The sequence below is a fragment of the Agrobacterium tumefaciens genome, from assembly GCF_005221385.1.
Classification (GTDB): domain Bacteria; phylum Pseudomonadota; class Alphaproteobacteria; order Rhizobiales; family Rhizobiaceae; genus Agrobacterium; species Agrobacterium tomkonis.
Genome location: NZ_CP039903.1, coordinates 1,190,195 through 1,215,020 on the forward strand (window position 1 = coordinate 1,190,195; position 24,826 = coordinate 1,215,020).

A 24,826-nucleotide genomic window follows, 5' to 3' on the forward strand; every position below is an offset into this window, starting at 1 on the left:
GCGGCAAATGAGTTGGTCGCACGTCTGCTCGAAGGCGCACGACGGTCCACGTCAGCGACCTCGCCTGCCCACTCCCGTGCATTCGATATTTCATTAATTAAGTAGTCAGTCTATTTATTATGGAGAAGTATTTTTTGTCAAGCTGGCTCGGAAAAAATGGGAGAGGCAACGAGAATGCCATACGGCTGACGCGTCCCAGACTTTGGACGACGCATAAATGCAGAGCGTTGAGATGGCTTGAGCGTCAGCGCATCACAGGTACCATACTTGGGTTTGATGCAAGGATTTCGCGTGCAGGCACATCAACGAGCCGCGCTCATTCCTTTGCGCGCACAAAATACGACCAGTATAAAACTTAGTTAAATGATAATTATATCAATGCATAAAGAGAATTTTCTAATCTAACTCTATAACTCTCCTGACGCCTCCCGGCGTCTCAGTTCCAGCTCTTCGCTGTAGCGCCTGAGCGTATGGCTTTCGGTGAGCAGACCAACCGGGCGGTTCTCTATCTTGTCATTAACAACGACCAGCGCTTCGCTTTCCGTGGCATCGAAGGCCGCTGCCGCCTGACGTGCATTCATGGTGGGCAGCAGCACGTCGTTCTTATATTGCAGATAGGTCTCAAGGCTGATCTTGCTCGGATCACGATCCATCGGGTCGGCGTAGATTTCCGGCACGAGGACGATGCCGGCATAACGCCCGTCATCATGGGTCATGATCACCCGCTGCGTCGAACCGAGCGGGAATTTCTCCTTGAAGGCCGGGAGCCCCATGCTGACATTGGCCTTTCGGATATCGGCACGCATCATCTTGCCAACCGTCAGGTCGCGGATCCAGCCAATATCATGGGCGCTGCGAATACTCTCTCCACGCAGGTGAAAACGCCAGGTGGCGAAGGAATAACCGAAGGTCGTGCGCACCACCAGCGACGTGGTGATGACGGCGGCGAGCACCAGAGCGGTGATCTGGAAGTCGCCCGTCAGTTCCAGCGCCAGGAACGTCATCGTCAAAGGGCCACCGATGATGGCGGCGGCAAAGGCGCTCATACCAATCACGGCATAAACGATGGGCGCTGTCGAGCCATAGCCGATATAGGGGGCGCAGAGCGCGAAAACCTTACCCAGAAGCGAACCCATGAACAGCGAGGCGAAAAACAGGCCGCCACGAAAATTGGAACCGATGGAAATGGCGCTGGCCGCCGCTTTCAGCAGGAAGAGCCCGGCCAACCCGTAAATCGTCAGTTCGGCATCGATATTGAGATGCAGCGCGCCATGGCCGCTCGACAGCACCTGCGGTGAAATCAGCGCAAGAGCACCGACCGCCACGCCGCCAATGGCCGGACGCAACCAGCCGGGAATGGCGCTTTTGCGGGCCGTCTCCTCGATGAAGGAAACGGTCTGCATCAGCACGATGCCGATCGCCGCACAAACAACACCCAGAAAGATGGCGGGCACGTAATCCGCAGGCGTCACGCGGCTGGCATCGACAATATCGATCGACAGGCCATGGCCGCCGATAATCCCGATAACGGTGGTGGCCACCAGCGCGGAGACGATGAGCGGCGCAAGCGTGACGACGGTATAGGTGCCGATAATGAGTTCGATGGCGTAAAACGCCCCGGTCAGAGGCGCATTGAAGGCCGCCGCAATCGCACCCGCAGCACCACAGCCGACGAGGATGCGCATGTCCCCTCGCCGCAGTTTCAGCTTGATGCCGAGCTTTGAGGCCACACCGCTGGCGATCTGCGTGTAACCCGCCTCAAGCCCGACGGACGCGCCGAAACCGTTCGAGACGATGTTCTGCACGCAGACGATGATGCTGTCCGTCAGCGACAGGCGGCCCCCATGCAGGGCATTGGCCTCGATCGGGTCGACCATCGGTTTCTTGCGGGTCTTTGAAAGAATGAAGATGATCAGGCCAAGCACGATGCCGCCGACGATCGGTCCAGCAAGCACGACGGGGCCTGAGAGGTCGCTGCTGCTCAGCCGCTCGGTACCGAAGACCAGAACATGCAGCGCCGTGCTCAACGCGCCGATCAGCGCCACCAGAAGCCCCGCCGCAATGCCGATGAGAGCCGCAAGAGCCACCAGCCCCAGTTCGCCGCGTCGGAACATCGCCCGCAACCGGCTGGCGCGCAGATTGTCGAAGAAGCTCGCCATACTGGGTGCACGGAAAGGCCGGGTCGACATGCTGTTCCTTCTCAGGCGACGTCAAAGCGCGACGCGCCTGTACTAGTGTTTCAAAGCACGTCCCTGCCCCAAAACCGGAGACCGATTTTGAGAGACATGCTCAGGGCGCCTCGAACTCGACTTCGAAACGCATCTGGTCGTAAGCCGGTTCGACGTGATCAGGCGTTTCACGCATTACCGTCTCATAATCGAGCGGAATATGCATATGGGTCAAGATCGCCCGTTTGGGTGCGAATCTTTCGATCCAGCCAAGCGCCTGTTCCAGCGAAAGATGGCTGGGGTGGTAGCGGTGCTGCAACGCGTCGATAACGAGAATATCGAGGCCGGCAAGCTTGGGCACGCTCTCAGTCGGAAAATCGCTGACATCAGTGCAATAGCCAACGTCGCCGATGCGAAAGCCAAGCGAATGTACATCACCATGCTGCTGCATATGCACGTTGAAAGGTATCGGCCCACCTGCCCCGTTAATAATCACAGGCACGTCGATGTCGGCGATGATACGCGGTTCGACGATTGGCGGATAACTGCTGCCCGGCGGTGTCTCCAGGCAATAGGCGAAACCGTCCCATATGCGCGCCATGGTGACGGGATCGGCATAGATCGGAATGCGGTTTTGCTGGATGGCGAAATAGATGCGCAGATCATCGATACCATGCAGGTGATCGGCATGGGCGTGGGTGTAAAGCACCGCATCGACGGCCTCCACCTTTGCGGCAATCATCTGTTCGCGAAAATCCGGGCCAGTATCGATCACGACAGTTGTCTTGCCGCCATCCGGGCCGATCTGCTCCACCATGAAGGCCGTGCGCGTGCGCCGGTTCTTCGGATTTTCGGGATCGCAGGCACCCCAGTCGCCGTTGATGCGCGGCACACCGGGCGAAGACGCGCAGCCGAGAACCGTGAAGCGACGACGGTAGATTGCCACGCTACACCCTTGTCATCTTCGAAAAGCAGCGGAAGGCGTTCTCGGTGGTGATTTCGGCCATGCGCTCGAAAGAAACACCATGCACCTCGGCCAGAACTTCAGCGGTATTGACCACGTAGGAAGGCTCGTTGCGTTTTCCCCGCCAGCGCTTCGGCGCAAGATAGGGCGCATCGGTTTCGACAAGCAGCCGGTCAAGCGGCACGGTGGCGGCTATATCACGGATATCCTGCGATTTCGGGAAGGTGAGAATGCCCGAAAAGGAAACATAACCGCCAAGCTCAACGCCGGTTTTCGCCAGTTCAGGACCAGCGGAGAAGCAATGCAGGATGAAGGGGAATGCCCCCTTTTCGCTTTCCGCGCGCAAAATAGCGGCCATGTCGTCATCGGCGCTGCGGCTGTGAATGACGAGCGGCAGCTTCGTCCGTCTTGCCGCTTCGATATGGCGAATGAGGCCGGTTTTCTGGTCTTCCGGCTTCTGCGTATCGTAGAAATAATCCAGTCCCGCCTCGCCGATCGCCACGATCTTGTCGTGGCTTTCCGCCAGCCGCACCAGATCGTCAGCCGAGATATCCAGTTCCTCGGCTGCACTGTTGGGATGTGTGCCGACCGAGCAAAAGACCGACGGATATTTTTCAGCGATCTTCAAAAGCTCGGGCAGGCGGCGCACCCTGGTCGAGATCGTCACCATCTGGCTCACGCCGGAGGCATGGGCGCGGGCGATGATATCGTCGCGCTCAGCATCGAAGTCAGGAAAATCCAGATGGCAATGGGTATCGATCAGCATCGGTCTCGCCTTCACGCTTCCGGCGCAACGTAACGCGGGAAGACCGGCTTCGGGGCTTCGAGCGGCGTGCCCGGAACCAGACGACCGGCCTCGCCGAGCGCTGCGAAATCGCGTTTGTCAGCGGCAGCTGCAACGAGATCGAGCAACTTGTTGCAGGATTCCGGCATGAAGGGTTGCAGGAGAATGCCGATCTGGCGCACCACTTCCGCCGTGACGTAAAGCACGGTGCCCATGCGCTCAGGATCAGTCTTCTTCAGCGCCCATGGCTCCTGCGACGCAAAATAACGGTCGGTCTCCGAAACGACGGCGATGATGGCCGCAAGTGCACGGTGAAGCAACTGCTTGCCCATTTCCTCGCGGCAGAGCGCCAGCAGCCCGTCAGCCGAAGCCAGCATCGCCTTGTCTTCTTCGGTGAATTCGCCGGGTGCCGGGATCTGGCCGTCGCAATTCTTGACAATCATAGACAGCGAACGGCTGGCGAGATTGCCGATGCCGTTGGCAAGATCGGCATTGATGCGGGTGGCGATGCCCTCTTCGCTATAGCTGCCGTCCTGGCCGAAGGAAACTTCGCGCAGGAAGAAATACCGCACCTGATCCAGGCCGAAGTGAGCAACCAGATTGGCGGGATCGACGACATTGCCGAGCGACTTCGACATCTTCTCGCCCTTGTTGAGCAGGAAGCCATGCGCATAGACCCGCTTGGGCAACGGCAGCTTCGCGCTCATCAGGAAGGCAGGCCAGTAGACCGCATGGAAGCGGATGATGTCCTTGCCGATGATATGCACGTCGGCGGGCCAATATTTGGCGCGCGGGCCGTTCCTGTCTTCGATGTAACCCGTGGCGGTGATGTAGTTGGTCAGGGCATCGACCCAGACATACATGACGTGCTTGGGATCGTTCGGAACCTTGATGCCCCAGTCGAAGGTGGTGCGGGAAATCGACAGGTCCTTCAGGCCGGATTTGACGAAGGAGATGATCTCGTTGCGCCGCTCCGCCGGGCCGATGAATTCAGGGTTTTCCTCGTAGAGCTTCAGCAGCTTGTCCTGGTATTCGGAGAGCTTGAAGAAGTAGCTTTCCTCCTCCACCCATTCCACCGGTGTGCCCTGCGGCCCGTAACGCACGCCGTCGGAGCGCACTTCCGTTTCGTCCTCGCCGTAATAGGCCTCGTCGCGCACGGAATACCAGCCGGCATAGCTGTCCTTGTAGATGTCGCCGCTATCGGCCATCAGGTTCCAGATATTGCGCGAGGTCTCGTGGTGGCGCTCTTCCGTGGTGCGGATGAAATCGTCATTCGAGGCGTTGAGCAGCTTGCCCATTGCCCGGAACTGGTCGGAATTGCGCTGCGCCAGCTCTTCCGGCGAAATGCCTTCCGCCCGCGCCGTCTGCTGCATCTTCTGGCCGTGTTCGTCGGTGCCGGTCAGGAAGAAAACATCCATTCCATCCAGGCGCTGGAAACGTGCCATGGCGTCCGTCGCAATCAGCTCATAGGCATGGCCGATATGCGGCTTGCCGTTGGGATAGGAGATCGCGGTGGTGATGTAGAATGGTGTCTTGTCTGTCATGACGGTCTATCGACTTTACAGGCTGTTTTTTTGGATAGACCGCTCTTAAACCATTGTTCGCAGCAGCGAAAGCGAAGAGTACGATTTGTACGATCCCCGCGCCTTCAGACGCCGCGAATATCTTCCAGAATGGAAAGCACCATCTGCTTCTTGTCGAGATTATAGGCCTGCGCCACGCTGATCCGCTCCGCAAGCATCGAGGAAAGCCGCGCATGTCTTTCCGCCGCCGCTATATCGCCCGCCATCGCCGCCGCCCGGGCCCGCTCCATCAGCTCTTCCGTCACATGCTCCATGAAGAATCCGAGGACGATATCGCCATCCTTCTGCGCCAGAACCTCAGCAAGCTTGTGCATCTTCTTGCGTGCTCCCGGCCCTTCCGCAGACATCACCTCGGCAAAGGCCTCAACAATGTCGGAGCCGCCATAATTCGTGAGCTTGAGCGCCTGCGCCACGCTGCCCTTCGAGGCCGCAATCAAGGCGTCACGCTTTTCGCCGGCGGAGCCGATGCCGAGATGATCGAGTGATTGCACCATATCCGCATCTGAAAGCGGTAGCAGACGAAGCGGCATGCAGCGGGAGCGGATGGTCGGCAGCAACTTGCCCGGCGCGTGCGACAGGACGAGGAACATCGCCCGCTTCGGCGGCTCCTCCAGTATTTTCAGGATCGCATTCGCGGCATTGCGGTTGAGATCATCAGCCGGATCGATGATGACGATGCGCCAGTTGCCGGTGCCCGAGGTTTGCGAGAAGAAATGCCCGGCCCGCCGCACCTCATCCACGGTTATGGCGGATTTCACGCGGCCGGTTTTTTCATCCACCGGACGCGTCAGATGCAACAGGTTGTGCGATGCCCCGGCCGTGATCTGCCGGCTGACGAGCGACTGCGGATCGGGATCGGCAAGGACATCCGGGGCCGAAGACGGATCTGGGTGGGTGAGGACATGATTGGCGAAACGGAAGGCGAGCGTCGCCTTGCCTATCCCTTCCGGCCCTTCGATGAGAATGGCATGATGGCCCTTGCCGGAGCGATAGGATTGCGCGAGGAACGCTTCGACTTCCTCATGCCCGAAAAGTTTTGTGTTCTGCTGCGGCGCAATCGCGCCGTCGAGAACGCCCTGAACCTCACTCATGCGCCGCGCCCACTGCCGTTCCCAGTTGTTCGAGCAAGGGCTCGACAAAGGACATCACGTCCTCCGCCACCTTCTCCTCCGGCTGGTCGGCATTGACGATACGGCAGCGACGCGGCTCGGCAAGCGCTATATCGAGATAGGCTTCCCGTCGCTTCTCGTGGGTCTCGATTTCTTCCTTTTCGAACCGGTCGGGCGCAGCCCCCTCATCCGCCCGTTTTCTGGCGCGCGCCAGCCCCTTTTCGGCGGCGATATCGAAGATCAGCGTCAGTTCCGGCACAACGCCATCGATCGCAATGCGTTGCAGCGTCTCGATGAAATCCGGTTCCAGATTGCCGGTCGTGCCCTGATAAACACGGGAGGAATCAAGAAAGCGGTCGCAGAGCACGATCTCGCCACGCGCAAGCGCCGGGCGAATGATCTCTTCGACATGGTCGTTGCGCGCCGCCGCAAACAGGATTGCTTCCATGCGCACCCCGAAGGATTCCGCCGCGCCTGACAACAGAACATGCCGAACGGCCTCCGCACCCGGCGAGCCGCCCGGCTCGCGCGTCACGACCACCTCGAAGCCGCGACCACGAAGCGCCTCGGCAAGTGTGCGAATCTGCGTCGACTTGCCGGCACCCTCGCCGCCTTCGAAGCTGATGAACAGTCCAGTCTTTTCGGCCAATGTCACGTCCTGCGAGGAATTCCCGGAAATATTGAAATGCCTGTTTACAGCATCGAACCGAAAAGTGTGAAGCGCTTTTCAGAAAATGAGGTGCCTGAACAAAAGCATAGGAGCAAGGTGGCACAAGGCGCGGATTTTCAGAGCCAGAACAGCAGCAGTTCCTTCAACGCACCCGCCGCATTCTGGGTCAGCGAGCCCTTGCCGACCGAACCCTTGGTATAAAGCGGCACTTCACGCAGCAGCCGCTCGCCCGAAAAGACCTTAAGCGTTCCCGCATTGGCGCCAACGTCCAGAGGTGCATTCAACGGCCAGCGATAGACAATCCGTCCGGAAATTCGCTCCGGATTGTTGACCGGCACCAGCACACTGACATCTTCCTTTGGCGAGAGATCGACATAGGCGGCATCGCCGCCATAAACGCTGACCGAACCCACCACTTCATCCTTGCTGAAAAGATGGCGCTTTTCGAAAGCTGTGAGGCCCCAATCGACCACGCGGCGGGCTTCTTCCTGCCGCGTCTTGTCGTCTGTTATGCCTGATAGCGCCAGATAAACCCGCCGTCCCTCCCGCTCTGCCGAAACCACGGCCGCAAAGCCGCTGCCTTCCGCAAAGCCAAGCCCGAGCCCATCTATGCCGTTCCCAAGCAGTGTGTTTTTGTTGCGCTGGAATATCCGGTTCCATTCGAAATCCGGCTTGGTGAAAAGCCCATAGCGATCCGGATAGGTATCATGCAGATGCTGGGCAAGACGCACCATATCCCTGGCAGTCGTCTGGTTGCCCGGATCAGGAAGCCCGGTGGAATTGGTAAACCTGCTGCGGTTCATGCCGAGTTCGCCCGCTCTCACCGTCATGCGCTTGGCAAATGCAGGGTCCGAACCCGCCATGCCTTCGGCGACGATGATGCAGCCGTCATTGGCGTTCTGCACGATGATGCCGGTCAGGAGATCGTTGATACCGATGGAAGATTTCAGCGCCGCGAACATGGTCGAGGTTCGTGACGGTGCGCCGCCCGTGCGCCAGGCATATTCAGAGACGGGAAAAGCGGTCTCCGGCGTCACCTGCGCCTTGGAAAGCGCATCCAGCACCACCTCCACCGTCATCAGCTTTGCAAGCGACGCCGGCGGAAACGACTGATCCTCATTTTGCGAAAGAAGCACGGTGCCGGTTTCGGCATCGATCATATAGGCCTGTTCAGCCTTGGCGATGAAGGGCGCAGTCTGCGATTGCGCCGCACCTGCGCTTAAAAATGCAAGCCCGGCCGCGACGACCACCGAACAATAGGAGCGATAAATGGCCTTGTGCATGAAACCGCCCAGTCCTGCCTGCCGAAACCGGCCGCCCGAAACGAAACGGATGCAGCCCTACCCTTCAATCCGTCAGCGGGACTTCGCCTGCTGACGCTTCACATGGGCGAGTATCGATTGCTCGTTGAGCGCGCCACGATCGACCAGCACGCTGTCGAAGGCACGTGTGGTCCGGGAAACCGTAGCAGATTCTTGCGAATAAGCCGCCGCATATTTGGACGATGGTGTCGGCACGCGCAGATAATTGCCGCCGGGCGCCGCCGGCTCTCGCATGAAGTTTCCTTCGGGACGTTCAGCCAGGAACGGACCGATTTCCGGCAGGATCGCAAATTGTTCGAACGCTGGCGCGGGACCATTGACCAGCGGCATGGCCTGCAGAGCCGCATTCTTCCTGGAACCGACCAGCGCCGTCTGCGTCGAACCGCTATAGTTCGGATTGGAGGCAGGAGCCGGCACGAAGTTCGGAGAGGCCGAAGCCACCATCACGCCCGTTGCGATCTGCCCTTCCGGCGCAACACCCGGCGAGCGCGAGCCCTTCGGAATATAGGACGCCATCAGATAGGGCATGTCGTGACCGTCAAGCGGGGCGCGGCCGGCATATTGCACCCGCACATTCGCCGTACCTGTCGCCTTCATGTCGAGAAGATCGGCCGTCTTGCTGGAAACGTCGATCAGGCGGCCTTCGTGGAAAGGTCCGCGATCGTTGACGCGCACCAGAACCGACGCGCCATTTTCCGTGTTGGTGATGCGCGCATAGCTCGGCAGGGGAAATGTCGGATGTGCGGCAGAAAGATGTTCTTTGTCGTACACCTCACCATTCGCCGTCAGGCGGCCATGGAAGGCGGAACCGTACCAGGAGGCAAGACCGGTCTTGTTATAACCCGGCTCTTCTTTCGGAAAATAACGACGGCCTTTGACGGTATAGGCATTACCGATCAGCTCGCGCCCGCCGCCCTTGGGAATGCTCTTGCCATCGGCAACGCGCGGGCTGGCTTTGACGCCATATTCCGATTCAGAGAAATATTCCTTGCTGCGCTTGGGCTTAGGCTTGGTCTCGGTCGTGGTGGAACACGACGCTGTCGCAGCGCAAAGCACGGAAATTGCAAGCCACTTCGCACCCGATCTGGTGCTGATGCCGAGTTTCTTGACCGTAGAATTCAAATCGTCTGCCCCACGCTGCTATTGGCTCGGAGAACCGCACCCTCACTTGCCTCGATGAATTGCCCCTGCCATCGAAGCACCTAACAGTCGCTTAATCTTGTGCATAACGTGGCGAAAATGCGAACGACTTCTGCAAATTCGATAAAATTGTAATGAACGTGGTTAATGATTTATCTCTTTTTGGGCGCTTGAAATCGACTGTTGACGCTCGTCCGCGCCTTCTCCCACATTCGAAATAACGGAACAAAGGCAGTGTGGCCGCGTTTCTTCCCCGCAAACAAACAAGCTTCCGCCGGTTTTTCGGCTGAGGGAGGAAACCATGATCAAGTCAATAAAAGCTACAGGTCTGGCGCTTGGCATCGCCTTGGTATCCATCGCCGCGCCGATCCCGGCAGGAGCGCAGGACATGGAATTAAGGATCGGTCCGGACGGCGTGCGCCCGGTCATCCGCGATCGAGATCGCGACAGAGACGTTGACCGCCGTGGTCCGCCCCGTATGCGCGGCTGCAGCGAACGCGAAGCTCGCGCCGCCGCCCGTGAGGCTGGCCTGCGAGATCCTGAAGTCGTGCGCGTCACCCCCGGCCGCGTCGTCGTTCAAGGCTTCACCCGCCGAGGGCCGGATCGCATCACCTTCGCCAACGAACGGGGTTGCCCCGAAATCTGATCAAATGTGAAATCTGGAGCCCGCCGAAAGGCGGGTTTCGTCGTTGTGGGTAATATCAACGCAGCCCTGACCAAACGACGTGGCCCGGATCGGTAATCGTTCCGCGTTTTTTAAATGGTCATTTTTGAGCTGAATGGCAGATGGGGTGTCTGTCACGTTTAAGCGCCTACTGCGTTGAAATTGGCTCTAAAATTTTTTGGTCATTTTGAAATGTACCCGGTTTTATACCCGGGAATATTTTTCAGTTTTTACGACGCCTTTTTCAGCCTTCCCACGGTCTGTCGGCTGTCCTGCCATCCCTTAATGTCAGCGACGGTCCATCGAACGCATCGTTCTCCCAGCTGGCGCGGACGAGGAAAGTCGCCGTCGTCCATCCAGCGGTACAGCGTTGACGAGCCGACCTTCACCATGGCGAGGACTTCTTTTAAGGACAGATACGCGTCAAGCGCGATTAGGTTTTGTGCGGGGTTGTCGGACATCGGTACGCTCCAAGCAAAATCATGGCACCGGCGAGAGGCATCGCCGAGTTGGAACTATCCGCGGGAACAATATGGGAACATATGGGACGTTATGTCAAGCCACGGGAACTATAGTTGGAGAATAATTAGCCAGACGACGAGTACCACCGTCGCGACAGCCACCACCCTGCCCTGCGGCTTCGCCGCCTCCCTAATATGCCTTGCTCTAGGTCTCGTCATGTCGGCGTCTCCCGATCTCCGCGTGACGGAGGCGAAATGCCTTCAGGATAATTTCAACGATGATAACACCGCCGATACCGGTAATGAAACCGCCAACACTGGCGGATTGTTCCTCAGCCACGCTCATGGGCCCGAAGATGAAGTGAAAGAACTTTGTCCCCAGCGGGCTGAGATAGTAGGCCGTCAGTGCGCCGACGAAGAGCTTGCGGGCGCTGGCCCACCAGCCTGTCCATTCCATCGCGACGGAAACGGCAGATCCCGCGATGCCTGCCAGAGCGAGCTTTGCCTCGGCAGAATTCCACCAATCCCAAAAAGACATCAGCCTTCTTTCTTCACCGCACGAATGACCGTGTTTCCGCCCATGTAGAGGCCGGTATAAATCGTGAAAATGCCAAGGAAGGTCGCGAGGTCAAGCCCGACCTCAATCTGGATGCCCGTGCCGGTCGCCCACAGGAGCGCATTGAGCAGCGGCCGGACGATAACGAACCACGCGATGCAGACCAGCATGAGCCACATGCCTGCGGGCCGCCAGAGCCAGCCGAAGGACGTATCCTTGTTCATCTCGGCCAGCATGAGGCGGTTCGCCTCTTTCTGCTGCTCGACTTCGGCGAGGATCAGTGCCGGCGCGATGGGCTCGACCTGGCTTACCGCCTCGTCCAGCGTGGATTGCGGCAGCGTGGGCAGCTCGTCGACCGTGACGCCGGCTTGCTTGGCAATCGCGTCGATCACAGTGCCGCCGATCTCACCCGCGACGCCACCCACCTGCTTCTCAAGGATGGTTTTGACCGTGGAAGCGCCGACGCGCAGCGCAGCGCCGATCAGGATAGATGCGAGCGCGCTCATGCCGCCACCTCGTTGTAGGCCTCAACGCGAGCATCGGCGGCGCGCTTCTTGGCGATGAAGATAACCGTTGCAACGGCACCGGCCGCCACAATGGCGACGAGGATCCAGACTGTCGTTGCATCTGTCACGGTGGAAGGCTCGACCACGGACGCGGCCGCTGGCGCCGACGCCGCGGTGGCGCTGGTGGTGGCCGCCTTCTTTGCCGAGCTGGCCTGCTTCGCCGACTGCGTTGCTTCCGTCTTGATCTTGCCGCTTACCTGCGACGGGGAAAGGCCCATTGCCGCGAGAGCCATAGCGACGCCGCGCGCCTCGATGTCAGCGACGCGACGTCCCCATCCCTTGCCGAAGGTTTTCCAGATCTTGAGCGACTGCATGAAGGACAGGCGAGCGCGGCAGATTTTCTTAACCGTCTCGCTGTGGTCATTGCTACCGGCGGAGGCGAGGAGCCATTTCCGCCCACGGGAAACGCCCGAATTGACCGAGGCGTCGTAAACAGCCAGGTCAACGCCGGGGAACAGCTTGTCAGCGCCGCAAGCGAGCCAGAACTCGCTGCGATAGAACTTGAGAGCCTGTGCCATGGTGATGTTACGCACCGGCGTCCGCTTCATGCTCATCTTGTCTTGATATTGGTGCCAGCGGATTTCGGTGATGCCGTACATCGTCTTGCCGCCGGGATCGTCGGGATGGTCGCTCCATCCCCCTTCCCACTTGCCTGTGACGGCTTGGCAAATCTCGAATCGGTCAGTCATGGGTGCGCTCCAAAATCAGGGGCCGCACTCATGCGCTAGCGATGTGTTTCAATATCATGCGCCAGTTGTTGCAACAATCCGCCAAATCCAGTATTTAGAGAGCAGATGCGCATGAGTGCTGTTTGATCCTGAACCGGAGACATCACTCATGACCAAGACTGTGGTTGCCTTTGGCGATCCGAAAGCGCAGAAAAAGTGGTCTGGCGCGCTCTTCATCGACATCACCAAGAAAAGCTATTGGGACCGTAAGTTTATCGGCACGTCCGATGAATATGCGATCCAGCGTCTGACCGACCTCGAGTCGGAAGCGGGCGACCAGATCAGCTTCGACTTGTCGGTGCAGCTCCGCAACCGCCCGACCTATGGCGACCAGCGCCTCGAGGGCAAGGAAGAAAGCCTTCGCTTCTTCACCGACCAGATCAAGATCGACCAGATGCGCCACGGCGTCTCTGCTGGCGGCAAGATGAGCCGCAAGCGTACCGCCCACAACATGCGCCAGGTCGGCAAGAACCGCCTCTCCGACTATTGGTCGAAGTTCAACGATCAGATGATCTTCATCTACATGTCCGGCGCACGCGGCATCAATGAAGACTTCATCGAAACGACGGCATGGGCTGGCCACGCCGAGAACCCGATAGAAGCGCCCGACGCAGATCATATCCTTTACGGCGGCGATGCGACCGCTAAGGCAAACCTCGATTCGGCGGACATCATGTCCCGCGCTGTGATCGAGCGCGCACAGACCAAGGCCCGCATGATGTCGGCCAAGGATCCGAAGAACGCCAACATGATGCCCATCATGATCAATGGCGAAGCGCACTACGTCTGCGTCATGAACCCCTTCCAGGAATATGACCTGCGCAACAAGGATCAGGGCGGCTGGCTCGAAATCCAGAAGGCCGCCGCGGCTGCCGAAGGACGCGCAAGCCCGATCTTCAAGGGCGGCCTCGGGATGATCGGCAATACGGTCCTGCACAGCCATGAATGGGGCATTCGCTTCAACGACTACGGCGCTGGCGGCAATGTCGCCGCTGGTCGCGCGCTCTTCATCGGCCGTCAGGGCGGTGTCATCGCCTTCGGTTCCGCCGGCGGCTTCCGCTACACTTGGACGGAAGAAACCAAGGACCACGGCAATGAGCCGGTCGTTGCTTCTGGCGTCATCGCCGGCGTCAAGAAGACCCGCTTCAACGGTCGCGACTATGGCGTGATGTCGATCGACACCGCAGCCGTCGATCCCAACGCCTGATGACCTGCCCGGGGTTCGCCCCGGGCTTTATCCGCTTCGCCACCGCGACACGAACTCCAAAGGAACACGCTCATGACGCTCATTCTGAGCAAATATGCCAAAGGGACCGAACCCCTTTCCTACCCGTCCACGGCTGGCGAAGCTGTTGCCATCCGCTTTTCGCACCAGCTCACCGCCGCGCCCGCCGCTGGTGACATTCTCGAGTTGGCCTGCATCCCGTCCAATTGCCGTGTCGCAGAAATCATCGTCGATATGGATGATCTCGACACCAACGGCGCTCCCACCGTTCTTTTCGACGTGGGCATCATGAGCGCAACGTTTGGTCTGGAAGATAACGCCCGCACCTGCGGCGCGGAATTCTTCTCCGGCTCCAATCTGGCGCAGGCAGGCGGCGTCGCTCGTCCGACACTGAAGACCGCATACCGCACCACTGCCTCAAACGTGGATCGCGGCATCGGCGTGAAATTCACGACGGTCGCGGCCACCTTCGCTCCGGGTATTATCGGGCTGACTGTTTTCCTCACCAGCGAGTAAGCCCCTCAAGGCTGGATGTGGCAAGGGGCTTCCAAGCCCCTTTTTCTTTCAAGGAGTGAACTATGAAGACTGTCATCGAATGCACGCTGGGCGCAACGGAACAGACGGTGGGTGGCATCACCTATAGCTTCGACCGCGACACGCATGGCCGTTTCGTCAACGAGGTGAACAGCGTTCTGCATCGCTCGATCTTCCTCAACGTCACCCATTACCGCGAGGTCCCGCTCGATCCGCCTCCGCCCGAGGACGATCAGGAAATCCCCGCATTCCTGTCCGGACAGGGCGGCACCGGCGAAGGTGAAGGCACTGGCGACGACGCAGGCGATGACGACGGTTCCAGCTCCGAGGGAGATGGCGCCGGGGAAGGTGAAGGCACCGGCGACGATGACGGCTCGAACGCTGGCGACGAAACCAATGCTCTCGACGGCGACCAACAGGCAGTCGGCGAGGCGGACAAGCAGCCCGAGCAGGCACCCGTAGCCGCTCCCGCCAAGAAGGCCACCAACAAGAGCAAGTAAGCCATGCCGAAGGCGAGTGAAGTGATGAAGCGCGCCAGCGTCCTGCTGTTGGACGAAGACAATGTTCGCTGGCCGCTTTCCGAGCTTGCCGACTGCATCAATGATGCGGTTAAGGCCATTGTCCTTGCCAAGCCCTCGGCATCGGCAAAGACTGCGCAGTTCTCGCTCGAGCAGGGCACCTATCAGAAGATCCCCGAAACGCTCGATAGCGTCACGCCGCTCCAGCTCCTCGGCGTGAACCGGAACATCATCGACACGGTGAAGAACCTCGGCGGCCGAGCGATCCGCACCGCGGCGCGCGCCATGCTCGATTCGCACGAGCCGAACTGGCACAATCCCGCCTACGTCCCCTTCACCAAGGAAGTGCGCCAGGTCATCTTCGACGAGAACGTGCCGCTGGAATTTGCATGTTACCCCGGCAACGATGGCAATGGCATCGTCGAAGTCGCTATTTCCTACCTCCCGGCGAAGGTCACGCCGATCCCGAACAAGGATGTCGAGAAGCTCGAGGCGTGGGACGTCGAAATCGGGCTTCCGGAACCCTACACCGTGCCGCTGATCGACTATGCACTGTTCAAGGCATTCTCCAAGGATGACATCGCAGGCGATCCGACCAAGGCCATGACGCACTATCAGACCTTCGCCACCGCTCTTGGCATCAAGGTGCAGGGCGAGGCCTCCTCCAATCCGAACAGGAGGCGGTGATGCGCGACATCGACGACATGCTGCCCCATGTCCTGCCCTATGTCCCGAACTGCGCCGATCTGACGGCTTACCGCTGCATCCGCGAGGCTGCGCGCGAGGTGTGCGAAAAAGCCGATATCTGGCGCGAGAAGGACACGATCGAAATCACCGACATCGACGGCGAATGCCTCAGCACCTTTGGCGACGCCGAGATAAAGAAGATACAGGCCGCCAAGCTTAACGGCGTACCCCTCACCCCGCAGTCAGCGGCATGGCTCGATGAAAATCACCCGGGCTGGGACAGCGACAACGTGAACGAAGCGCCGGCGCGTTTCATCACTCAGATTACGCCTGGCAAAATCATGGTCGCGCCACGCGCCACCGGCACCCTGTCCGTTCGACTTGTCCTGAAACCGTCGCTCCGCGCGATGACGCTCCCCGATTTCATGCTCGACAAGTATGCGACGGAGATTGGCATGGGCGCGGCCGGTAAAGCCCTGATGCTCCCGAACGATGATGGTGGCGCGAACCCGGCAAACGCAACCGCCCTCCTCACAGAATTCAGCCGGTTCCTCGACCGGCTGCCTATGATCGTTGCCAAGGGCCAGCAGGGCGCGCGCCCGAGAACGAAAGCGAGCTTTTACTGATGCCAGCCAGCACCTATGCCGCAAACGCCATCCTGAACCACTTCCTCCGCGGGGTTATCGCGGTGTCACCAGCACGGCTGTATGTCTCGCTGCACACCGCAGATCCCGGCAATGCAGGGACGTCGGAGGTGGCTGCGGCTGCTTGGCCCGCATATACCCGGCTCGACGCAGCGCAGGGCGGCGCGGTGGAAACGGGTTTCACCGCGGCAGCCGGGAAAGCGTGCACCAACGCGAAGGAACTGCTCTATGCGCCCCACGACGGCGCAGCCCCCGTTACTGTCACGCATTTCGCGATTTGGACCGACCCGCTCGGGGGAGAAATGGTGTTTCAAGGTGCCCTCACCGCGCCGAAGACACTCAATCCCACCGATGAGTGCATCATCCATGCCACCGACCTCGATATCGCGGTGAACTGATGGAGAGCCGCGGCACGACCAATGGAGCTGAGGTGAACGCCTTTGCGGTCAATACCGGAAATTTCGTCGTGGACACGGTGGGCGAGGCGCAGACCGTCATAGCCCCCTCGCTCTCCCTCACCCGTCGAATCGCCGCGAGTTGCGCCGCTGTCGTGGCGATATCTGGTTCGGTACTGCTTACGGCGCGCCGGCGTGCCGTGGCTGCCGCGCAGATAAGCATCGCTGGGTCCATGTTCGTCGCCCGTCGTGTCGCGCCCCAAGCCGTCACAACCGTAGCAGTTGCCACAAGCACCAAGCTCGTTCGCCGCATCACAGCCTTGTCGTCGACCACGATCACCATCAATGGCGAGGCGTTTTTGTCTTGGCGCTACCTTCGTCGCGCAACACCGAACCGGATCATTCGGGTGCAGCCGATGCGGGCGCTGGTTGTTGCGCCCGAGCTGCGCCGCTTCATCGTGCCGCGGGATATGTCGGTAATGCGCTTGCCTCGAGACCGGGGAGTGATGCCATGACCGACCTTATGGTGAAGAAGCCGGCTGATGTCCTCGATTACGACGTCGATTTCGCTCGATGGCTGCCATCGCCCGATCGGCTGTCCGGAGCAACGTCCACCATCGCAAATTCAACAGCCGTCGTTGATCGCACGGAATACACCGACACAAACGCCAAAGTTTGGGTATCCGGTGGAGCGCTGGGCGAAACGGCGACTGTGACGGTTACGGTGACGACGCAGGAAGGGCGGACCAAACAGTTCGTCTTTAATCTCAAAATCAAGGAGTGCCATTGATGGGTGTTAAACTCGGAAACAACGCTGTCTCGCTGTTGGCAGCATCCATCACTGACGACGCGACGACGATCTCTATTCAAGGTGCTGATGCAGGGAAATTTCCTGCGCTCGTCGCCGGTGATTGGACACCTGCGACCATTATCGATGCCGCGAACAATATGGAAATTGTCAAGATCACAGCTCGAGCCGGAGCCGTGCTGACCGTCGAGCGCGCGCAAGAAGGTACAACAGCCAAAGCGTTCCCCGCCGGCGCGCGCATCGATGTTCGCATCACGGCCGGCGCATTCGCGGCTCTGGCCGACCGAGACGGTCTAAAAGAGGTAGCCTACACTGGCTCCTACAACGACCTCTTCGACAAGCCCCCGGGGACTACAACTGCAACCGTTGGAGCGGCGGTAGCTGCTGCGAACGGCAAAACAACACCCGACGACGGCGACACCTTCACGGGGGTACTATCTGGCACCTCCACGATGTTCCGCACGACGTGGGGGAATATCAAGGCTGCGCTTACGGCTCTGTTCGATGGGCGATATTTGAAGCTGGCTGGCGGTACCCTCACGGGGGATATCACGGTCAACAAGAATTATCCCACGCACCGCATGCTTTACCCAGGTGTGCGAGACGTAGGTTTGCAGGTCCGAGAAGACGGCAGCACTTGGATATGGGACTTCTCCGGAAACCGGGGGATATTCCGCGTCGGCACAGACGGCGCTCTTTGGAATGTTCAGTTTGGCGACTTGAACAACCGCATCGAGGACCGCGCCGCAGCCCACGCCGATTCCCGCGCCTGGGCGGTGGCCAATGACCGCGTGGCTAACCTGAACACCCGGTGGGTATCCCGTGGCGAATTCACCATGCGCGCCGATTTGTGGCAGGAAGCCCCGGCCGGGAGCGCGGTGACCGGCTTTTGGGTTGAGAGCAGCAACGCCTGGATGAAGCACTTCTGCTACCGCTACTTCCAACTATTTGACCCAGTGCGCGGCTGGATCACAGCACACAACGCTTGAGGTAAACACATGGAAATCGTCAACTTCGGCCACTTCAAGCTCACCAGCACGACCGGCATCCAGTTCTTTGCCAATGAGGACGGTCAAGATTGGTACGACCTGCGGCGCAGTCTCACGACATGGGACGAACAGGGCAATTTCCTCACAGCGATCTATGGTGCTTGGGCGATGGTCGATCCGGTCACTCTGAGGGTTACCAACGTCGAGCAGGACCCGTCCCGCATGGTGCCGAATGACAAGATCGTTTTGGGCATTGACGCCGATGCGGGCGATATCGCGGAGGGACTGCTTTATCAGGGAGGGGCGCTGGTGGCTGCGCCTCCTGAGCCTGCCGTGTTCCCTCCTATTACCCGCCGCCAATTACGGTTGACGCTTGTTCGAAATGGAATATCCCTTGCAGCGGTGGACGCTGCAATCGCAGCGCTGCCGGAAGGACTTGAAAAGGAAGAAGCTCAAATCGAATGGGCTGACGCCAGCGAATTTGAACGGACGCATCCGACACTGGTGCTGATCGCCTCCTCACTCAATTTGACGGAGTTGCAGGTTGATACCATGTGGCGGCAGGCCGAAATCGCGTAAACCGGGAGGTGGCGGCCGATGCCAGCCATTAACATCTCAGCCTTTATTGGAGAGCGTCCGCTTATCCTTCCTCGCCTTCTGCCGGAAACCGCGGCACAGGAAGCCGTAAATGCACGCCTCGATGATGGCGGGCTGACGCCTTTAAGAAAATCAGGCAAAACCGGTTATTTCGTCGAGGCTGGAGCCAAAACGATCTATCGCCACAACGGAGCCTGGCTGTCTTGGCCTGTGGTTGTCGATGCGGCACCGGGACCGGTAGCGCAAGAGCGGCTCTACTATACCGGTGACGGCGCTCCCAAAATGCGGATTGACGATGATATTTACGATCTCGCAGTGCCAAGGCCTGCCACCGCGCTGACAGCAACAGTCACCGGCGCGGGCACGGGAGATACCCAAAGCCGAACCTACGTCTACACATTTGTCACTGAGTTCGGCGAGGAGACTGCGCCGTCGCCCGCGTCTGGCATTGTGGACTGGAAACCCGGGCAGGATGTGACGCTTTCGGGCTTCACCATGCCTGTCGCCGATCGACAAATTACAAAGCAGCGCATCTACCGCAGTCAGACCGGTTCCACCGGGACCTATTTGTATTTCATCGCCGAACGCCCCGCAGCGGCTGATAACTTTGTTGACGGTGTCGCGGTTGACGCGTTTCAGGAGGCTCTCCCCTCCGCCGGCTGGGACGAGCCACCAGCGGCACTTACCGGCCTTACCGTGATGCCGAATGGCATGATGGCGGCATTCGTGGGACGCAGCGTGTACTTCTGCGAGCCATGGCGCCCACATGTCTGGCCGGAAAAATACATTTTGAACTGTGACAGCGACGTGGTTGCACTCGGTTCGATCGGAAGCGTGCTCGTCGTCATGACGAAGGCCAATCCCTACGTTATGACCGGCAGCCATCCGGATTCGATGCAGTCTCAAAAGCTCGAATCGAATTTTCCTTGCATCAATCCGCGCGGCGTAGCGGATCTCGGATTTGCGATCTGCTATCCGAGCAATGATGGACTTGTAGCCGTGGGCGGCGACGGATCAGTTAACCTTGTGACGCGGGAGATTTTCCGCCCTCACGACTGGCTAAAATTGTCGCCCGCAACGGCGATAGGGGCGCAATATTCGGGCGCATACGCGTTGTTCTACGACACGGAGACCGAAAATCAGCGCGTCGCAGGTTGCGTGTTCGTTACTGTGGGTGCGACGCCTTTTCTAATGCGGTCCGCCGAAATCATGAGCGCGTGCTTTTTCGATGTTACCGATTCAGCGCTCTATTTCACCCGGCCGGGAGAGACGAGCATCTATCGGTTCGACCCGCCGGAAGGACCTCCGGAAACGATGGTCTGGCGCTCTAAAGAATGGTGGCTCCCTCGCCCGATGAATTTCGGCGCAATCCTCGTCGATCGAGGGAAACTCGGATCTGCCACGGTTGATCCCAGCATCATCGCCGATCGTGAGCGTATTGCAGAGGAAAACGCCGCCATATTTGCCAGTGGCGAATTGAACTCAGCGCTGAACGAGCATTGCTGGAACGAGTATCCCGTCAATGGCGACACCATGCTCTCGCTGCCGGAGTATCTGAGTATTTCGGTCAGCGTATTTGGTGACGGCCAACTCGTCCGCGTTATCGACAGGACGGACGCTGTCCAGCGCCTTCCCGCGAAGAGCATGGCCCGAATTTGGGAAATTGCGGTGTCGTCCAACGTGGCGATCAGCCGCATTGCGATGGCCTCTTCGGTGGACGAACTGAGGACCCTCGCATGAACAATGAGCAGCTCGAAAAGCTCGAGGTGTTGGACGGTTCGCGAAGGGGCAACCGAGACAAGGCCGCGGTTCGGATCGAGGACCTGCGCGAGCTGCTACAGATCAGCAACAAACTCAAATCGGCGCAGCTCACCGCCGCCCCCACCATGACCGATTTCAACGCCCTTCAAAAAGACATCGAGGACATATCGAAGCGCCTTAACGGCATCGCCTTGGCGATCCAGAAAAGGATCCTCCGTTGAAACAAGTCGTCTACAGCCCCACCAACGAAATGCTGGGCTGGGCAACGCTTCACGGCGGAATCAAGTTCCGCGACGATGCAGCGGCGATCGGCGTTCGATCCGACGAGGGGTTGCACGGCGTTGTCGTGTTCGACAGCTTCACCACGACGGGATGTTGGGTCTCTGTCGTGTCCGATGGCGGCCGAAAATGGATCACGCGTGAGCTTATCCTCCGGGTATTCGCCTACCCCTTCATCCAGCTCGACTATCCCCGCCTCAACTCCTTCGTCTCGGTCGACAACGCCGACGCCATTCGCTTTAACGAACATTTCGGCTTCCAGCGCGAAGGCATTTTACGCGAGGCGGGAGAGAAAGGCGAAGATCTGATCGTCTACGGCATGCTCCGGCGGGAATGCCGCTGGCTGCCGCAACGCTTCGCTGGAAAAACGGGCAAGCCCGCGCTATAAGAAATTCATTGCGCATGAGTGCACTTCAATTCTCGAAGAGGCACATCCATGGGCAAAGGCAGCTCCTCCGCACCGGCTCCCGATCCGCAGATCGGCGCAGCGGCACTCAAACAGGCAGAAACGGGCGAAGCGTGGCTGAGTTTTGCCCGAGACGCATTTGCGATCTCGCAGGACCGACAGAAAGAACTCGACGATCTCACCAACAAGGTGACGCAGCAACAGCTGGGGCTCGCAACGGATCAGGCCAATTGGTCGCGAGAGGATCGGAACCGATATAATTCGGTCTACAAACCCATCGAAGACGACTTCATCAAGGAAGCGACCAATTACGCGACAGAGGAGCGGCAATCCGAAGCTGCAGCCGAGGCCCGCGCCGACGTCCAGACCGCCGCAGCGAATAACCGGGCCGCAACGGAGCGCGCAAATTCGTCCATGGGCGTCACGCCGGGCAGCGGGCGCTTCGCAGGGGTGCAGGCCGCATCCGATCTCGGAACGACGCTGGCGGAGGCTGGAGCGGCCAACACGTCCCGGCAGGCGGTGCGTGATAAAGGTCTCGCCCTCAAAGCCGACGTGGTCAATCTTGGCAAAGGCCTTCCGGCACAAGCTGCCGCCGGCGCCGGAGGCAGCGTCGCGGCGAGCGGCGCAGCACTTGGCGGTGCGCAGGGAACGAACAGCCAGGCACTCGCAGCATCCACGATTATGAACGCTGGGTACGGCGGCGCGATGCAGGGTTACGCTGGTCAGGCAAGCACGCTGAACCAGCAGTATGGCCTGCAACTCGAGGGCTGGAAGGCGCAGCAGCAGATGAAAGCGCAGAATGCGGCTGGCATAGGCAGCTTCCTAGGCGGCGTTGGCGGACTGATCTTCTCCGACGAGGAGCTGAAGGAGAACAAGGAGGAGATTGGCGAGGGCGAAGCCCTTGATGCTCTCAACTCCATGCCGGTCGAAGAATGGGACTACAAGGAAGGGGTGGCTGACGGAGGCCACCACATCGGCACCTATGCGCAGGACTTCCAGCGCGCCACCGGCAAAGGTGACGGCAAGACGATCCCGGTGCAGGACGCAATCGGCATCACAATGAAGGCGGTGCAGGACCTCGACACCAAGCTCGATGCGACGATTGAAGCTTTCGGACTTGGCGGCGTTGAGCCGATCGGGCAAAATGCGTCCACAACATCCAAAAAGAAGAAATTGCCGGAGGCTTATAGTGCCTAGGAAAGCTAGCCCGATAACGGTCAAATCCTGCTCTGTAGACGGTTGTGATGGGAACTCGCATTGGCGCGCCGGGGGCGCTCGTGGCTGGTGCAAAATGCACTATGCGAGAAACTCCAGAAACGGGACAACAGATATAACTCGTCGTGGGTACATCAAAGGCTGCGCTGTTTGCACGGTCTGCGGCGCAGGCGGGCGCCTAAACGGCGGATTATGTGCAGCCCATTATCATCGCCTTTGCCGATATGGAGACCCACTGAAAGGTGGGCGCCCACGCCCGTCTAAAGGCAGTGTATTAGCTTATGTCTATAACCACATGCACGATGGATGTTCCTACCCGTGGCCCTTTACGACATGCGGCGCTGGGTATGGGCAGATGAAGGTTGATGGCACCCGCATCCTTGTCAATCGTTTCGTCTGCGAGGCGGTCAACGGACCTCCTCCGTCTCCTGAGCATGAAGCCGCCCACAATTGCGGTAATCCCTCCTGTTTTTTTGCCGGTTGTTTGAGGTGGGCCACCACCAAACAGAACAACGGCGACAAGCTCTTACACGGCACCCATAATCGCGGGGAGCGTCACAGCATGGTCAAGCTGACCGAGGACAACGTGCGATATATCCGACGATCAAGCGGGGCAATCCGCGGGAAAGTTCTTGCCGAGAAATTCGGTGTCACGCCATCACATATTTCCAGTATCAGAGAAGGCCGCTCTTGGAGTTGGTTGGAGCAGGAAGAGGGAGACATAGCATGCTAGGTTCGGGTCTTGGCGGGTTCATGGATAGCTTCCAGAAGGGCATGCAACTTAAGGAGGCCCGCGCCGACGCTGATAGGCGCAAGGTTTTGGCAGATCGAGAGGATGCGGAATATAATCGCGCTTTGGAGCAAAGGAATGCGGCTGACACGCTGGCGAAGGGTTTCCAATCCGACTTCGACCAGAAAGTTAAAGACGGCATTCTAAGCGACGCCGATTTCGATAATGCCTACCAAAAAGGCTTTGTTCAGCCACGCATCCGACAGATGCAGTTGAATGGAGATATCCAGGGCGCTACGAACTTTCAGAAATGGGCCGACGACAAGAACACTCAGTCCGGCTCTCGCGCTTTCATGAATTCGCTTCGCCTTTTCACAATGGGCGATGTGGACGGAGGGCTAGATTGGCTTAACAAAGGCGCGCAGATACCAGGCTATTTTGGAGAGGGGTACAATTTCACGAAGGTGTCTCAGGGCACCAATCCGTACACAGGCAACCCGGGCGTTACCATCAAGATCGCCCGTCCCGACGGGGAGCCCATTACCCAAACATTCGATATAAAAGACATTCCGGGATTCGTTGCTGGGAATTTCAGCCCCGATTCAGCCAGCGCATGGGCTAAGCAGCAGGAAGAGGCGAGAAAACAGGCCTCTGAGCTGAAAGTTTATGAACAGAAAAAGAAGATCGATCGCCAATATGGGCTCGGGCAAACAAAAGACCGTGCTGCGGCTATAACCTCGTTGCGCAAACGTCTCGACGGCGGCCTCGTCGGCGATGAGACATCCTTCGATGATTTGCCCCGGCCACAGCAGGAAAAACTTATCGAACAAGAGTTGGAACTCCAACAGGGCCAGCCTGGACTTATGGGGCAAACCACACCAGCTCCAGCTGAGAAGAAGGTTCTCGTGGACACGGCAATCGGCAAACCTGTCGCATCCGGTCCAAAGCCGGCCCCGGCAGATAAACCTGAGGCGAAACCCTCGGGCTCGGACACGAAGGCGAAGCCGGCGCAAACCTCTGAACGTATTCGCGGCCTCCCTGACCACTTCCAGGGTGTTCGCGGGAGGGTGGAAGAGTTGAAGCGTTTGTCGGAGGCTGACGCCCCCGGTGTCGGCGCATCGTCCCCATCCGACGCCTCTCAGCAGGAAGCTCTGGCGCAGGCGGAAACAGCGTTGGAGAAGGGAGCGTCTATCGACGAAGTAGCCGCCGGATTGCAGCAGGCTGGCGTGCCAGAATGGCAGTGGCCAACGGCCATTCAAGAGAATTTGAGAGAACGCCAAAGATCATACGGCCTAAACCCTTAATAACACCGTAGACTATTCT

Annotated in this window: 29 protein-coding genes; 17 read left to right on the plus strand and 12 right to left on the minus strand. The window is 59.1% G+C overall.

Annotated elements, in window-relative coordinates:
• Nucleotides 1–407: 407 nt before the first annotated feature.
• The 8 genes from CFBP6623_RS05895 to CFBP6623_RS05930 all read right to left on the minus strand — a co-directional run bounded on the left by CFBP6623_RS05895 (nt 408) and on the right by CFBP6623_RS05930 (nt 9,722).
• A complete protein-coding gene (locus CFBP6623_RS05895; RefSeq protein ID WP_080842149.1) occupies nt 408–2,189 on the minus strand; it encodes a chloride channel protein in 1,782 nt (593 codons plus the stop codon).
• Nucleotides 2,190–2,289: 100 nt separating this feature from the next.
• Nucleotides 2,290–3,114 (minus strand): MBL fold metallo-hydrolase, encoded by an 825-nt coding sequence (locus CFBP6623_RS05900; RefSeq protein WP_046800160.1) that lies wholly within the window; start codon nt 3,112–3,114, stop codon nt 2,290–2,292.
• Nucleotide 3,115: 1 nt separating this feature from the next.
• The gene (locus CFBP6623_RS05905; protein ID WP_046800159.1) at nt 3,116–3,898 is read right to left on the minus strand and encodes a TatD family hydrolase; all 783 of its coding nucleotides are present in this window, start codon (nt 3,896–3,898) and stop codon (nt 3,116–3,118) included.
• Nucleotides 3,899–3,909: 11 nt separating this feature from the next.
• Nucleotides 3,910–5,460 carry a methionine--tRNA ligase gene (gene metG / locus CFBP6623_RS05910; RefSeq protein WP_046800158.1) on the minus strand — a complete coding sequence of 517 codons (1,551 nt, stop codon included), beginning with the start codon at nt 5,458–5,460 and terminating at the stop codon, nt 3,910–3,912.
• Between the two features lie 104 nt (nt 5,461–5,564).
• Nucleotides 5,565–6,590 (minus strand): DNA polymerase III subunit delta', encoded by a 1,026-nt coding sequence (locus tag CFBP6623_RS05915; protein ID WP_052818440.1) that lies wholly within the window; start codon nt 6,588–6,590, stop codon nt 5,565–5,567.
• Nucleotides 6,583–7,257 (minus strand): dTMP kinase, encoded by a 675-nt coding sequence (tmk, locus tag CFBP6623_RS05920; protein WP_046800156.1) that lies wholly within the window; start codon nt 7,255–7,257, stop codon nt 6,583–6,585. The genes CFBP6623_RS05915 and tmk overlap by 8 nt, the downstream gene beginning before the upstream one ends.
• Before the next feature lie 137 nt (nt 7,258–7,394).
• Nucleotides 7,395–8,561 carry a D-alanyl-D-alanine carboxypeptidase family protein gene (locus CFBP6623_RS05925; RefSeq protein ID WP_046800155.1) on the minus strand — a complete coding sequence of 389 codons (1,167 nt, stop codon included), beginning with the start codon at nt 8,559–8,561 and terminating at the stop codon, nt 7,395–7,397.
• A 72-nt stretch (nt 8,562–8,633) separates the two neighbouring features.
• Nucleotides 8,634–9,722 carry a septal ring lytic transglycosylase RlpA family protein gene (locus tag CFBP6623_RS05930; protein WP_046800154.1) on the minus strand — a complete coding sequence of 363 codons (1,089 nt, stop codon included), beginning with the start codon at nt 9,720–9,722 and terminating at the stop codon, nt 8,634–8,636.
• Between the two features lie 319 nt (nt 9,723–10,041).
• On the opposite strand from CFBP6623_RS05930, the gene CFBP6623_RS05940 reads away from it, so the two are divergent.
• Nucleotides 10,042–10,386, plus strand: coding sequence for a hypothetical protein (locus CFBP6623_RS05940; RefSeq protein WP_046800153.1), 345 nt, complete (start codon nt 10,042–10,044; stop codon nt 10,384–10,386).
• Nucleotides 10,387–10,634: 248 nt separating this feature from the next.
• On the opposite strand, the gene CFBP6623_RS05945 is transcribed toward CFBP6623_RS05940, so the two are convergent.
• From CFBP6623_RS05945 to CFBP6623_RS05960, 4 genes are all read right to left on the minus strand, one after another.
• On the minus strand, nt 10,635–10,865 hold the full coding sequence (locus CFBP6623_RS05945) for a helix-turn-helix transcriptional regulator (RefSeq protein WP_129566823.1): 231 nt from the start codon (nt 10,863–10,865) through the stop codon (nt 10,635–10,637).
• Nucleotides 10,866–11,070: 205 nt separating this feature from the next.
• Nucleotides 11,071–11,403, minus strand: coding sequence for a hypothetical protein (locus CFBP6623_RS05950; protein WP_080842148.1), 333 nt, complete (start codon nt 11,401–11,403; stop codon nt 11,071–11,073).
• Nucleotides 11,403–11,927 (minus strand): 3TM-type holin, encoded by a 525-nt coding sequence (locus CFBP6623_RS05955; protein WP_080842147.1) that lies wholly within the window; start codon nt 11,925–11,927, stop codon nt 11,403–11,405. The genes CFBP6623_RS05950 and CFBP6623_RS05955 overlap by 1 nt, the downstream gene beginning before the upstream one ends.
• On the minus strand, nt 11,924–12,676 hold the full coding sequence (locus tag CFBP6623_RS05960) for a glycoside hydrolase family 108 protein (protein ID WP_080842146.1): 753 nt from the start codon (nt 12,674–12,676) through the stop codon (nt 11,924–11,926). The genes CFBP6623_RS05955 and CFBP6623_RS05960 overlap by 4 nt, the downstream gene beginning before the upstream one ends.
• A 148-nt stretch (nt 12,677–12,824) precedes the next feature.
• Here CFBP6623_RS05960 and CFBP6623_RS05965 point away from each other — a divergent pair, with 148 nt between their 5' ends.
• The 16 genes from CFBP6623_RS05965 (at nt 12,825) to CFBP6623_RS06040 (ending at nt 24,807) form a co-directional block, all read left to right on the plus strand.
• A complete protein-coding gene (locus tag CFBP6623_RS05965) occupies nt 12,825–13,922 on the plus strand; it encodes a N4-gp56 family major capsid protein (protein WP_080842145.1) in 1,098 nt (365 codons plus the stop codon).
• A gap of 72 nt (nt 13,923–13,994) precedes the next feature.
• Nucleotides 13,995–14,456 (plus strand): hypothetical protein, encoded by a 462-nt coding sequence (locus CFBP6623_RS05970; protein ID WP_080842144.1) that lies wholly within the window; start codon nt 13,995–13,997, stop codon nt 14,454–14,456.
• A 62-nt stretch (nt 14,457–14,518) separates the two neighbouring features.
• Entirely contained in the window at nt 14,519–14,974 is a 456-nt protein-coding gene (locus CFBP6623_RS05975; protein ID WP_080842143.1) for a hypothetical protein, read from the plus strand.
• 3 nt (nt 14,975–14,977) lie between these two features.
• A complete protein-coding gene (locus CFBP6623_RS05980) occupies nt 14,978–15,679 on the plus strand; it encodes a DUF6682 family protein (RefSeq protein WP_080842142.1) in 702 nt (233 codons plus the stop codon).
• Nucleotides 15,679–16,305 carry a hypothetical protein gene (locus CFBP6623_RS05985; protein ID WP_080842141.1) on the plus strand — a complete coding sequence of 209 codons (627 nt, stop codon included), beginning with the start codon at nt 15,679–15,681 and terminating at the stop codon, nt 16,303–16,305. The genes CFBP6623_RS05980 and CFBP6623_RS05985 overlap by 1 nt, the downstream gene beginning before the upstream one ends.
• A complete protein-coding gene (locus CFBP6623_RS05990; protein ID WP_137002504.1) occupies nt 16,305–16,721 on the plus strand; it encodes a phage tail fiber protein in 417 nt (138 codons plus the stop codon). Before CFBP6623_RS05985 ends, CFBP6623_RS05990 begins: the two co-directional genes overlap by 1 nt.
• Nucleotides 16,721–17,233: a hypothetical protein gene (locus tag CFBP6623_RS05995; RefSeq protein ID WP_080842140.1), complete on the plus strand. Its 513-nt coding sequence runs from the start codon at nt 16,721–16,723 to the stop codon at nt 17,231–17,233. The genes CFBP6623_RS05990 and CFBP6623_RS05995 overlap by 1 nt, the downstream gene beginning before the upstream one ends.
• Entirely contained in the window at nt 17,230–17,508 is a 279-nt protein-coding gene (locus CFBP6623_RS06000; protein WP_208613755.1) for a hypothetical protein, read from the plus strand. The genes CFBP6623_RS05995 and CFBP6623_RS06000 overlap by 4 nt, the downstream gene beginning before the upstream one ends.
• On the plus strand, nt 17,508–18,515 hold the full coding sequence (locus CFBP6623_RS06005) for a hypothetical protein (protein WP_080842139.1): 1,008 nt from the start codon (nt 17,508–17,510) through the stop codon (nt 18,513–18,515). Before CFBP6623_RS06000 ends, CFBP6623_RS06005 begins: the two co-directional genes overlap by 1 nt.
• Before the next feature lie 9 nt (nt 18,516–18,524).
• Nucleotides 18,525–19,094, plus strand: a complete 570-nt coding sequence (locus tag CFBP6623_RS06010; RefSeq protein ID WP_080842138.1) for a hypothetical protein — start codon at nt 18,525–18,527, stop codon at nt 19,092–19,094.
• Nucleotides 19,095–19,112: 18 nt separating this feature from the next.
• Nucleotides 19,113–20,852, plus strand: a complete 1,740-nt coding sequence (locus CFBP6623_RS06015) for a hypothetical protein (protein WP_080842137.1) — start codon at nt 19,113–19,115, stop codon at nt 20,850–20,852.
• On the plus strand, nt 20,849–21,094 hold the full coding sequence (locus CFBP6623_RS06020) for a hypothetical protein (protein WP_080842136.1): 246 nt from the start codon (nt 20,849–20,851) through the stop codon (nt 21,092–21,094). Before CFBP6623_RS06015 ends, CFBP6623_RS06020 begins: the two co-directional genes overlap by 4 nt.
• Nucleotides 21,091–21,540 (plus strand): GNAT family N-acetyltransferase, encoded by a 450-nt coding sequence (locus CFBP6623_RS06025; protein ID WP_080842135.1) that lies wholly within the window; start codon nt 21,091–21,093, stop codon nt 21,538–21,540. The genes CFBP6623_RS06020 and CFBP6623_RS06025 overlap by 4 nt, the downstream gene beginning before the upstream one ends.
• 48 nt (nt 21,541–21,588) lie before the next feature.
• Nucleotides 21,589–22,755 carry a tail fiber domain-containing protein gene (locus CFBP6623_RS06030; RefSeq protein WP_080842134.1) on the plus strand — a complete coding sequence of 389 codons (1,167 nt, stop codon included), beginning with the start codon at nt 21,589–21,591 and terminating at the stop codon, nt 22,753–22,755.
• Between the two features lie 373 nt (nt 22,756–23,128).
• A complete protein-coding gene (locus CFBP6623_RS06035; RefSeq protein ID WP_137002505.1) occupies nt 23,129–23,506 on the plus strand; it encodes an HNH endonuclease in 378 nt (125 codons plus the stop codon).
• Nucleotides 23,500–24,807: a hypothetical protein gene (locus CFBP6623_RS06040; RefSeq protein WP_080842133.1), complete on the plus strand. Its 1,308-nt coding sequence runs from the start codon at nt 23,500–23,502 to the stop codon at nt 24,805–24,807. Before CFBP6623_RS06035 ends, CFBP6623_RS06040 begins: the two co-directional genes overlap by 7 nt.
• Nucleotides 24,808–24,826: the final 19 nt, after the last annotated feature.